This is a genomic window from Coleofasciculus sp. G2-EDA-02 (assembly GCF_040226375.1).
GTDB lineage: Bacteria > Cyanobacteriota > Cyanobacteriia > Cyanobacteriales > Coleofasciculaceae > Coleofasciculus.
Genome location: NZ_JAVKEW010000016.1, coordinates 21,878 through 33,631, shown reverse-complemented (window position 1 = coordinate 33,631; position 11,754 = coordinate 21,878). Strand labels below are relative to the sequence as shown.

Annotated in this window: 9 protein-coding genes and 1 pseudogene; 5 read left to right on the top strand and 5 right to left on the bottom strand. The window is 46.4% G+C overall.

All coding sequences use genetic code 11. The features are described from left to right. Positions 1-239: 239 nt before the first annotated feature. The 4 genes and pseudogenes from RLO19_RS01315 to RLO19_RS01300 all read right to left on the bottom strand — a co-directional run. Positions 240-401: pseudogene (locus tag RLO19_RS01315) on the bottom strand (SDR family NAD(P)-dependent oxidoreductase); the annotation flags it as partial. Position 402: 1 nt separating this feature from the next. Continuing rightward, positions 403-1,083 (bottom strand): retron system putative HNH endonuclease, encoded by a 681-nt coding sequence (locus tag RLO19_RS01310; RefSeq protein WP_446353130.1) that lies wholly within the window; start codon positions 1,081-1,083, stop codon positions 403-405. Then, positions 1,083-2,507, bottom strand: a complete 1,425-nt coding sequence (locus tag RLO19_RS01305) for an AAA family ATPase (protein WP_446353128.1) — start codon at positions 2,505-2,507, stop codon at positions 1,083-1,085. Before RLO19_RS01305 ends, RLO19_RS01310 begins: the two co-directional genes overlap by 1 nt. 135 nt (positions 2,508-2,642) lie before the next feature. Continuing rightward, on the bottom strand, positions 2,643-3,659 hold the full coding sequence (locus RLO19_RS01300; protein ID WP_446353126.1) for a LysR substrate-binding domain-containing protein: 1,017 nt from the start codon (positions 3,657-3,659) through the stop codon (positions 2,643-2,645). A 199-nt stretch (positions 3,660-3,858) separates the two neighbouring features. Here RLO19_RS01300 and RLO19_RS01295 point away from each other — a divergent pair, with 199 nt between their 5' ends. From RLO19_RS01295 to RLO19_RS01275, 5 genes are all read left to right on the top strand, one after another. Continuing rightward, entirely contained in the window at positions 3,859-4,575 is a 717-nt protein-coding gene (locus tag RLO19_RS01295; protein WP_446353124.1) for an NnrU family protein, read from the top strand. Positions 4,576-4,663: 88 nt separating this feature from the next. Then, positions 4,664-5,065 (top strand): thioredoxin, encoded by a 402-nt coding sequence (trxA, locus tag RLO19_RS01290; protein ID WP_446353122.1) that lies wholly within the window; start codon positions 4,664-4,666, stop codon positions 5,063-5,065. Positions 5,066-5,283: 218 nt separating this feature from the next. Then, a complete protein-coding gene (locus RLO19_RS01285) occupies positions 5,284-7,338 on the top strand; it encodes an NAD(P)H-quinone oxidoreductase subunit 5 (protein ID WP_446353120.1) in 2,055 nt (684 codons plus the stop codon). 392 nt (positions 7,339-7,730) lie between these two features. Next, a complete protein-coding gene (locus tag RLO19_RS01280; protein WP_446353118.1) occupies positions 7,731-8,897 on the top strand; it encodes an RRXRR domain-containing protein in 1,167 nt (388 codons plus the stop codon). A 54-nt stretch (positions 8,898-8,951) separates the two neighbouring features. Then, entirely contained in the window at positions 8,952-10,556 is a 1,605-nt protein-coding gene (locus tag RLO19_RS01275) for an NAD(P)H-quinone oxidoreductase subunit 4 (RefSeq protein WP_446353117.1), read from the top strand. A gap of 176 nt (positions 10,557-10,732) precedes the next feature. On the opposite strand, the gene RLO19_RS01270 is transcribed toward RLO19_RS01275, so the two are convergent. Further along, on the bottom strand, positions 10,733-11,596 hold the full coding sequence (locus tag RLO19_RS01270; RefSeq protein WP_446353116.1) for an Rpn family recombination-promoting nuclease/putative transposase: 864 nt from the start codon (positions 11,594-11,596) through the stop codon (positions 10,733-10,735). Between the last annotated feature and the right edge of the window lie 158 nt (positions 11,597-11,754).

Here is an 11,754-nt window from a genome sequence, read left to right as displayed (position 1 = left end):
CTGGGGTTGATTGTCCAACGCTTGCAGCATCGAGCCAATGGGTTTTCGGTAAACCTAAGCGGGTGCGGTTGAACTTTGTCATTCCACCTGTCCCCGTTTCAACTGGTAAACCCGTAGCTGCTAGCTGATGATACAACGCCCTTTGTTGGAGAATCTGGAAGTTTTCTATTTTGCGCATGAAAAGTTATAATTTTCCCCTTCAAATTAGCTTCTCAAATTAGTTTGTGAGAAATGCGGGGGTCATTGCCTTTAACTACAACAACGCGCTGGGCAATTTTTTCTAGGGTTGGCACTTTCTCAGGAGTGGTTGTCGTCGCCGTGACAGTCAACCCCAAGTCTTGACGCCAGTGGTGTGCAACGGCTTTACCGACATAACCGCAACCGATAATTGCAACATTCATGCTACTGGGAGATAAAGTACTGTCTTAGACTATACGCGATCGCAAAACAAAATGGCGTATGGTTTCCCTGGGAATCGCGTTGTTCATATCCTTGAATAAGTTTTTGAATTTCTGCGTTTGTAGCGTTGTCAACTAATGGCAATAGGGTTTGAATCTGCTTTTTTCTAGCGGCTTGCAATTTAGGATTATTTAACCCTAGCCTTTCAATTGTTTCTTTTGCTGCTTTCTCCATTCCCGGTTCATCGGTTGGTAAAATCTCTCCCGCTCCTGTATACCTGAAAAAATCAGCACAGTTTTTTAACAAAGGTGAAACCATCAAATTAGCATCGTACCAATCCTCTTTTTTGTATCCACAATGTTTTTGGGATAGAGGTAATTTTTTAAAGCTTCTCCCCTCGGAGAACTCACCTTCCCCCGGACAAGACGCCAATAAATTAGAATATTTAAGTTCTAGATTAGGGTAGGTTGTACGAGGCTTTAAATGTTCAATGTGGCTGGTTTCTCTGCTGATCTGAATACCACAGTAGCAACAGATAGAACCTTGTTCCTGTAGTAAGGCTTGATGGACGGCTGGTTTCTCTGGCGATCGCAACGCATCCCAATTGGGTTGCCAATCTTCATTTTTCCTGGCTTTCCAAGCCGTAAATCGTTCTGGTTCTTGACCTTTTCTGATATATTTCATCACCCCAAGATCTCTTTTCTGCGAATCAGCATATCCGCACTAGCAAATTCGGGTTCGTCTGACCCAATTTCTTGAGCCAGATTATTTTTTAATTGGCGAGCTTCACTCAGTTTACCATCATCAATCAGTCGAAACAGTTCCAAAAGTCTTTCTTTTATTGGCTGCGGACGTTCTGGTGTATCCATTAAGTCTTCCAGAATCCGATTACTGTCTCTACCATAAGAACTTTCTGGCTGCTTGGCGACGATCCCATCCTCGGTTTTCTCCAGAATATAGATTCCTTCTGGCTTAACTTGACTAATCACTTGGGGTGAGTGAGTTGTGACAATAAATTGACAATTCGGGAAGGTTCGGGTTAGTGCTGGAATACTATCGCGTTGCCATTTTGGGTGCAAGTGTAATTCAATTTCATCAATCAGAACAACGCCACTACCTTGAAGCGGCTCGTCTAAACCGGGATTGGCTATTGCTAAACGTCGAGCCAAATCTCCCACCATTGCCAGCAAGCATTTCTCTCCATCAGATAGTTGATTGATGATAAGTTCTTCATCGTGTTTTTGAATCGTCATTCGTAAGGGGGAACGACGAACTCTTAAGTTGGAAAAATTATCGAGAATAGACGATATAGCTCGTCTTACCGCTTCTAACTGGCTGTCTATAAAATCGGCTTTATTTTGGAGACGATATTCATTTTCTAAGTCTTCTCGTTCTCGAAACCATTCAAAGAAACGTTTAAAATCTACTTGTCTCGCTTGGAGGGCTTGCTCATAAGCATCGATCTGCTTAAATTCATGGTTTTCTGTGACCTCTAAAGGAATATCAACAACCTGTCGATTAATGGGGTAATATACGATTAGAGGTAAGTTGAATTCAGACGGCTCATCAAGAAGATTCCGGCGTATTGTATCAACAAAGTTTTGAAATTCATCACTACCCGTCATCGCTTCCCACTGAGAGCGGATACCCTCTAAATCAACTCGGTACAGTCCCCCACTGCTGGCGATAGACTCTAAGGTAGGGCGTATCTGCTTTTGCAGCTGAAAGCTACTCATACGCTCTTTTAAACCCGGTACTACAAGTAATAGTAGTTGCTCTAGGGGGTTATCGGTAATAGGGATTTGCTGAGAACCTCTTTGGTGACGACGCTTCCAAGTTACGTCTTGAGAATCGTATACTATTGTAATTTCGTTATCGGTTTCATTTTTTCCATTCGTAATATCTTGTTCACTGAAGCCTCGAACCGATCCAGTATAGTCTTGCAACCATCCGGTCATAAGTGATAAAAGTATGGCAAGACAATCAAGGATACTTGACTTTCCGACTCCGTTAACACCAATAATTACAATTGGGTATTTCTGCTGAAAGTCCAATGTCAAATCATCAAGTCCACGAAAATTATTTATTTTTAGGCGTTTAACTTTCATAATCAGAACATACGCGGCGAATCTAGTCCTAGTAGGGGTACGACATGTCGTACCCCTACAGGTAGCTCTTACTTCTGCACTCTCACACCTCTACACTCTGGCAATTTCAACCGCAAACGCTTTGAGCAACTGTCGTTAACCTGTTGGTTGAGACGATGCAGGTTGAGATGATGCCGAATTCAATTTAGGAGCAGTTATTGGCGCTGAAGAGGGTGGATTTTCTTGCCATCCTGGAGGCGCAAACTGCGGCAAAATTTCCCGGCTGAATGCTTCGGCGGCTTTGGAACGGTAGCGATGGGGATTGACGATTAAAGACAACATTCGCTTCACCACAACGCCTTCTATCGTTGCTCGGTGCAAAACACCCATTTGCAATTCTTTTTCGATGGCTGAAATAGACACAAAAGCCGCCCCTAATCCAGATTGCACCGCGTTTTTAATTGCCTCAATTGAGTTGAGTTCCATCTCAATCTTCAGGCGTCGGGTATCAATATCGCAGCGGGTGAGAACGTGGTCAATTACCTTACGAATCGTAGATTGGGAGTCGAGGGCAATAAATTGTAACTTATACAGATCCTCCTTATACACCGTTCCCACCTTTGCCAGGGGGTGAAAGACGGGTAAAATGAGCGCCAACTCGTCTTCCGAATAGGGCATAATATGTAACGTTTCTTGAAGTTCCGTGGGTACTTCACCGCCAATGATGGCTAAATCGACCTGTCCATTGGAAACAGACCAAGAGGTACGGCGAGTCGAGTGGACTTGTAATTGTACTGAAACATCGGGATACTTCTGTCGAAACAAGCCAATCATCCGAGGTAAGAGATAGGTTCCCGTGGTTTGAGAAGCGCCCACAATCAGCGTTCCACCCTGGAGATTCTGTAAATCTTCAATCGCCCGACAGGTTTCCTGACAAAGAGTGAGGATTTTTTCACCGTAGCTTAGGAGTAAGTGTCCGGCTTCTGTCAATTGAGCGCGACGCCCGCCTCGGTCAAATAAAGGAACATCAAGCTGTCGTTCCAAGTTTTGCACTTGTAAACTCACAGCCGGTTGGGAAACGTACAAACTATCAGCAGCACGTTTGAAACTCCCCTCAGAAGCGATAGCTTTGAGAATGCGGAGTTGATCGAGAGTGAAAGGAAGGTCAGACATAGGAGCTAAACCATCAAAAAAGGAGCAATAACAGGCAATCCCAGGGGGGTTGAAGATGGGATTTAACGTCAACGATAGTAGGAATTGCCAAAAACGAACATGTAAACCTCTGCCTGAAATCGACAGTAACACAACACGGGATCAACTCTTTGAGTATTCTTGCTAGGATGAATTGTGCAATGAATCAACATCAGGATTTATGGGGGTCTTGACTAACGTGACATCCAGTCATTGGGTAATGGCTGGACTACTTTTGGGGTTTGCGATCGCGCATAGTGGTCTAGCCGCACTGCGACCTTGGGCTGAACAACGCATTGGCGCGAGGTTCTATCGAATTTTATTTGCTCTGGTTAGCCTATCTCTTGCCGTTGTATTAATTATTTACTTTTTCAACCACCGCTATGATGGGATTCAATTATGGCAGATGCAGGGAATTCCGGGGATCAAGTCCCTAGTCTGGTGGCTTTCGGCGATTTCTTTTTTGTTTCTCTACCCAGCGACATTCAATCTGTTAGAAATCGCCGCCATCCAGAAACCTCAAGTTCACCTCTACGAAACCGGAATTATTCGCATTACCCGACATCCGCAAATGGTGGGACAGGTGATCTGGTGTATTGCTCACACCCTCTGGATTGGCACCAGCTTCACCCTACTCACCTCGGTGGGATTAATTTTGCACCATTGCTTTGGGGTTTGGCATGGGGATCAACGGCTTTCTAAGCGCTATGGTGAAGCCTTTGAGTCTGTCAAAGAGCGCACCTCGGTTTTTCCCTTCCTTGCCCTGATTCAGGGACGCCAAACCCTGAAATGGGAAGAATTTATCCGTCCCGCCTATCTAGGCGTAATCGGCTTTGTCGGCTTGTTATGGTGGGCGCATCCCCTACTCATGGGAGCAACTGCCCAAATAAATTGGTAAAATTAGTGGATTTATTGTTCAAATAATCCCAATTCGATGTAGCATGATCCCAAGGCTAGAGTAAAAATCCAATAGAATTCGAGGGATCATGGTGTTGTCGGTGAACGAGCAGACGTTTAAGCAATACGTTTTAGAAAACTCCAAGATGGTTCTGGTTGATTTTTGGGCACCTTGGTGTGGGCTGTGTCGCCTAATCCAGCCAATGTTGGAGGACGTACAGCAGGAATGGAGCGATCAGATTGAAGTCGTGCGGGTGAATGCGGATAATAGTCTCAGGCTTGCCAGTGCCTATCAACTCAAATCCTTACCAACCTTGCTCTTATTTGAGAACGGTCAGTTAGTGGAGCGACTAGAAGGCTTTCAAGGACGAGATGACTTGCGCTTAGCGATTCAAAACCTGATCGGGAACAATGAATCACAGTATTCAGCATCCATGGGACAAAGTTTAACTCATACCGCCTTAGAGAATGCAACTCAATCAGCCGCCTAGTAAAAGCAGAAGGCAGAAGGTTCCAGGGTAGAAGGCTCCAAGGCTGTAAAGTTTATGGTATCTGCTTTTTGGCTTATGGTTAACGGGTGGTTATATAAAATAAGTATTTCTACTTGAGGTTGGCTCACACCGAGCCAACTTTCTTTTTGTATAGGTATATGTCACAGTTGTTAACGGTTTGTCAAAATAGTAAAGAAATCTAAAGTAAGCTGTCTTCCATGGAACCGCTTTATCAATATGCCTGGTTGATCCCGGTCTTGCCCTTGGCAGGGGCAATGCTAGTCGGCTTAGGGCTTATCTCATTCAACAAAACCACGAATCAGCTACGGCAGTTATCCTCCGTGTTCGTCGTCTCCCTGCTGGGGGCGGCGATGGTGCTGTCTTTTGCCATATTCTGGAGTCAATTTCACGGACATGAACCGTTTACCCGTACCCTGGAATGGGCGGCGGCGGGGAATTTCCACCTAATGATGGGTTACACCATCGACAACCTAACGGCGTTGATGTTAGTCGTCGTTACCACCGTCGCCTTTCTGGTCATGGTGTATACCGACGGCTACATGGCACACGACTCCGGTTATGTGCGCTTCTATGCCTATTTAAGCCTGTTTAGTTCCTCAATGTTGGGTCTGGTGATTAGTCCCAACCTCATACAGGTTTATATTTTCTGGGAACTGGTGGGCATGTGTTCGTACCTACTCATCGGATTCTGGTACGATCGCAAAGCCGCCGCCGATGCTTGTCAAAAAGCCTTTGTCGTTAACCGGGTGGGGGACTTTGGTCTCCTTTTAGGCATCCTAGGGCTGTACTGGGCAACCGGTAGCTTCGAGTTTGATGTCATGGGCGCCCACTTAGAAGCCTTTGTCGAATCCGGTTACATTAGCAGCGGACTCGCCGCCCTGTTTGCCGTATTAGTCTTTTTAGGACCGGTTGCCAAATCTGCTCAATTTCCCTTGCATGTTTGGCTTCCTGACGCGATGGAAGGTCCTACCCCAATTTCAGCACTGATTCACGCCGCCACTATGGTCGCAGCTGGGGTATTTCTGATTGCCCGTATGTACCCCGTGTTTGAAAATATCCCCCTGGCGATGACAGTCATTGCCTGGACGGGAGGATTTACCGCCTTTTTAGGGGCAACCATCGCCCTGACCCAAAATGACATCAAAAAGGGTCTGGCTTATTCCACCATCTCCCAGTTAGGCTACATGGTGATGGCAATGGGGATTGGGGCATACAGTGCCGGGTTATTCCACCTGATGACCCACGCTTATTTTAAAGCCATGCTCTTCCTCTGTTCCGGTTCTGTGATTCATGGTATGGAAGCCGTGGTCGGTCATGATCCGGATTTAGCCCAAGATATGCGGCTGATGGGAGGATTGCGGAAGTATATGCCGATTACCTCCCTGACGTTTTTAATTGGCACTCTGGCAATTTGTGGGATTCCCCCCTTTGCTGGATTCTGGTCAAAGGATGAAATCTTAGGCAGTGCTTTTGCGGCTTCTCCAGGACTGTGGGTTGTCGGTTGGCTGACGGCTGGACTGACTGCCTTCTATATGTTCCGCATGTATTTCATGACCTTTGAGGGCGATTTCCGGGGCAATATCACCAGTATTAAGGAGCAAATTAAAGGGGCTGTGGCTGAACCTGCACCCGCTTTTGGACCTGGTGCCATGGATAGGCGGGAATTAGAGGCTGAGGATCATGACCATGGGCATAGTGAGTCTCCCCATGAATCCCCTTTAACCATGACCTTACCCTTACTGTTACTCGCTGTCCCCTCGACGCTGATTGGTCTGGTGGGGATGCCCTTTGACAACTACTTTGAGGAATTTATCCACGCCCCTGGAGAAACCGTGGCGGAAGTGGTGAGTCATGAAGCGGCGTTTAACTGGACAGAGTTTGTGGTGATGGCAGGTTCCTCTGTGGGGATTGCCCTAATTGGCATTACCGTAGCATCGCTGATGTACCGGATGCGTCAAATTGACCCCGCCGCGATCGCGAAAAACTTTACACCGCTTTACAAGTTTTCCCTCAACAAGTGGTATTTCGATGATATTTATGATCGGATATTCGTCCAGGGAAGTCGTCGCCTAGCCCGCCAGGTGATGGAAGTAGACTACCGTGTGGTCGATGGTGCGGTTAATTTAACCGGTTTAGTTGCCCTGATCAGTGGTGAAGGACTCAAATATCTCGAAAACGGTCGCGCTCAATTCTATGCGCTAATTGTCTTTGGGGCAGTTCTCGGTTTTGTGATTGTTTCTGGGTTGTCTTGATAATTTGGTAGGGGCGGGTTTGACTCCTATCGTTTCTTACCTCACAACAAATAAATGTGACTCGCACCCGCCCTGACTTGACCCTTCACGACCTTTGAGGACATGGTTTTGACCCTTCACGACCTTTGAGGGAACCGGGTTTTGAGTTCTAACCACTAACCATAAACTTTCAACAACCCTGACTTAGCTATCGCTTGAAGTCAGGGATTGTCGGACAAACGACAATTTAAACCGTTGAATATCCGCATAGAGTCTCGGTTTGGTACAGACACCCGGATACTTCCCTAGTCCGGATTACCTCTAAGACTTTTTGTCGAGTCGCTCTGCAAGTTAGGACATCTTAACCGAGATGGCGGGAAGGGACTACACACTCACTCGTGAGGATTATCTCCATGTTACGAGTACCAGTTTTATCGAAGTCAGGTAAACCTTTAATGCCTTCCCTACCTAGCCGCGCTAGACGTTGGCTCAAAGAAGGCAAAGCTAAGGTAGTGCATAACGATTTAGAATGCTTTGCCATTCAGTTGACCTTTGAAACAGAAGAGAATACTCAACCCATAGCTTTGGGTATAGACCCCGGCAAATGTTATTCGGGGATTGGGGTTCAATCGAGCCTTGCTACTCTTTGGATGGCTCATTTAGTCCTACCGTTTAAGACAGTTAAGGAACGGATGGAATTACGGCGCGTCATGCGTCGAGCAAGGAGGGGTAGACGAATTAACCGGAAGCTTCCTTACTCTGAACGTTGCCATCGTCAAAAAAGGTTTAATAACCGTAGGCAAGGCAAATTGCCTCCATCAATTCGAGCTAATAAGCAATTGGAATTAAGAGTAGTTAAAGAGTTGTTTAAGCTGTTCCCTATTAGTGCCATTCACTATGAGTTAGTCATGGCTGACGTGGACAAAACCAGTGGGCGTAAGTCTGCTCGTTCTGGTGTCGGCTTCTCTCCGGTCATGGTGGGTCAGCGACAAATGCTGACTTGGTTGTCTAAGTTAGCCCCAGTTAAAACTCATCAGGGATGGCAAAGAAATGGCAACGGAACGACGCAGCTTAGACAGTGGTTGGGATTAGCCAAGGACAAGAAAAACAAAGCTAATCAGACACCAGCCACACATGCCGTCGATGGAGTAATGTTGGCGGCGTTTGAGTTTACCCAATGGCGGGAGTGGCATTCGGATAATGCTAAACATGGCGATTGGCGTGGTGACGTTCAAATCACACCTGCACCGTTTGCAGTAATCCGTAGACCGCCCGTTAGTCGCAGACAATTACATCTTTGTGTTCCGTCCAAAGGAAACAAACGGCGCAAATACGGCGGCACAGTTACCCGGAAGGTGTTCAGAAAGGGTGACAAGGTTTTAGCCGAAAAAGCCGGGAAGGTATACATCGGTTGGTGTTCTGGAGATACCGAGAAACAGGTTTCAGTTAGCGATGCTAGTTGGAAGCGACTTGGTCAATTTAGCGCCAAAAAAGTCCAGTTGTTGCAGCGAAGCACGGGATTAATCGTCGTGCCTTCACCTGGATTGTTAAATCTCCCCTTGTTGAAAGGGTCGATTTGACCTCTATTCCTCCCCGCATTGCTTCGCTGAATGCGGGGTCTCACGAGGTATACGATGACTGATTTTCCTTGGTTAACTGTAATTATTCTGTTTCCCATCGTCGCTTCTGTCGGCATTCCATTATTGCCCCAGAAGAATGGCGTCTGGGAACGCTGGTATGCCCTGATTGTTGGGCTGATTGATTTTACGTTGATAGTTTGTGCTTTCGTCACAAAGTATGATTTTGCCAATCCGGGACTGCAACTAGTTGAGAAGTATGCTTGGGTGCCCACCCTAGACTTGAATTGGTCGGTAGGGGTGGATGGCTTATCGATGCCTTTGGTATTGTTAACGGGGTTTATGACGACGTTGGCAATCCTCGCGGCTTGGCCCGTAACCCTGAAGCCTAAGCTGTTTTACTTCCTGATGCTGGCAATGTACGGCGGTCAGATTGCCGTGTTTGCGGTTCAGGATATGCTGTTGTTTTTCCTAGCGTGGGAACTGGAGTTAATTCCGGTTTATTTGCTGCTTTCGATTTGGGGCGGCAAAAAGCGGCTGTATGCGGCAACGAAGTTTATTCTGTATACGGCAGGGGGATCGCTGTTTATTTTGATCGCGGCGTTGGCGATGGCATTCTATGGGGATACGGTTACCTTTGATATGCGATCGCTCGCTTTAAAGGATTATGCCCTAAATTTGGAACTGTTGCTGTATGCTTGTTTGATGATTTCTTATGGGGTGAAGTTACCGATTTTCCCCTTACATACTTGGTTACCCGATGCCCATGGGGAAGCCACTGCCCCGGTTCACATGTTGCTAGCGGGGATTCTGTTGAAGATGGGCGGATATGCCCTAATTCGCATGAATGCCGGGATGTTACCCGATGCTCATGCCTATTTTGCCCCAGTGTTGGTGATTTTGGGGGTGGTGAATATCGTTTATGCGGCATTAACCTCTTTTGCCCAACGCAATCTAAAGCGCAAGATTGCCTATTCCTCGATTTCCCACATGGGCTTTGTTTTAATCGGGATTGGCTCATTTACAGACTTGGGTTTGAGTGGGGCGGTGTTGCAAATGGTGTCCCACGGTTTAATTGGGGCGAGTCTGTTCTTCTTAGTCGGGGCAACTTATGACCGAACCCATACCCTGATGTTGGATGAAATGGGGGGCGTGGGTCAACGGATGCGGAAGATTTTTGCCATGTGGACGACTTGTTCCATGGCGTCTCTGGCGTTACCGGGGATGAGTGGCTTTGTGGCAGAGTTAATGGTGTTTGTCGGATTTGCTACCTCGGATGCCTACAATTCCACATTTAAGGTAATCGTGGTCTTTTTGGCAGCCGTTGGAGTAATTCTCACGCCGATTTATCTGCTGTCAAATCTGCGGGAAATCTTCTACGGTTCGGAAAATAAGGAACTGGTGGAACACGAGGTTTTGCAGGATGCGGAACCGCGTGAGGTGTTTATTATCGCTTGTTTGCTGGTGCCGATTATTGGCATTGGCTTGTATCCCAAGCTAGTCACACAGATGTATGACTCGACGACGCAGCAGTTAACCGCCCGGTTGCGCGGTTCGGTACCGACGTTGGCTGAAGGAAATCCGCCTACAGTATCGATGGTAGCGCCGAAAATTGGAGGACGCGATCGCGTGGGGTTAGAGGTTCCGCCACCTGTACGTTAGCGCTGCTGGGTTGAATTTGAGGTAGGGGTACGGTATTACCGTACCTCTATTTTTTTGACAGTTCTTGCTAGCCTAAGAGAAAAGGGCGACCATAGTAAATTATGTGGAGTAAAGTTGTTAATTAATGCAAACGGGTCGCCCCTCCAACTTACACTTTGTTTATACAAACTCAAGATTTACTGAATTTCCTCGCGCAACTCTCGCACAGTTTCTAGATTTAATCCTGTTGTTGCAGCTATTGCTTCATCATCCATTTGAGGGATTAATTTCTCCGCAATTGTACGTTTTTCTTGTTCTCGACCTTGTTGTATCCCTTGTTGCATCCCTTCTTCGCGACCGAGAGCAACCGCTCCTTGCTGATCATAAATAAACATTTCTCTACGCTCAAAATCTTCGAGTTCATCACGGCTGAGGTTAGCTTGGTTGGCGATTTCAAAGGCTCGGTGAAGTTCCGGAATGTTGTCCATATTGGTGGGAACCTGATCAAGAGAGCGTGCTGATTTGATAAAGTAAATCCATTTATCAGTAATGGTTTCCAGTTGTTCGATGTCTTTGGTAAACTTTGGCAATTCAATGAACACCAGTTCAATATCGTTTTCGGGATACACGTAACCATCGGATACTTCTCGATAAACGAAGCGAGAGGTAAACGAATGGCGATGGGGAAACATCTCAAAATCTGTTAGGGTTAGAGCGATAACGGGTTTAAGCATTCGGTAGCCTTCTCCCTTTTGCAGTTGAAAGGCATAGGTTTTGGCGGCGTTGAATAAGACTCTCTTGCCAAAGGATTGCACATTCAGGACTTGCATTTCGATGATCACCAAGGTGCCGTTGTTGAGTTTTGCTTTAACATCGAGGTACGTGTCTTTTAATCCTTCAATTTTTGGCGGTAAATTGGGATTGATGATGTCTAGGTCTTCAATGGTAGGGTTACCGTCATAAATCAAGGCATTCAGAAAACTGATCAGAATGTCTTTACTTTCAGCAGAACCAAATATTTTCTTGAAGGCGTAGTCGGTTTTGGGATTGATAAAGTTCATACTTGGATTAAAACTATAAGTGATGAAATAGGATCAATATACATAGGAATCGCCTAGGGTTAGAGGTAGAATTAGACGCGATCGCGTGGGGTTAGAGGTGCCGCCACCTGTGCGTTAGCGCTTCTGGTTTCAAGTAGGGGTACGGCAATGCCGTACCC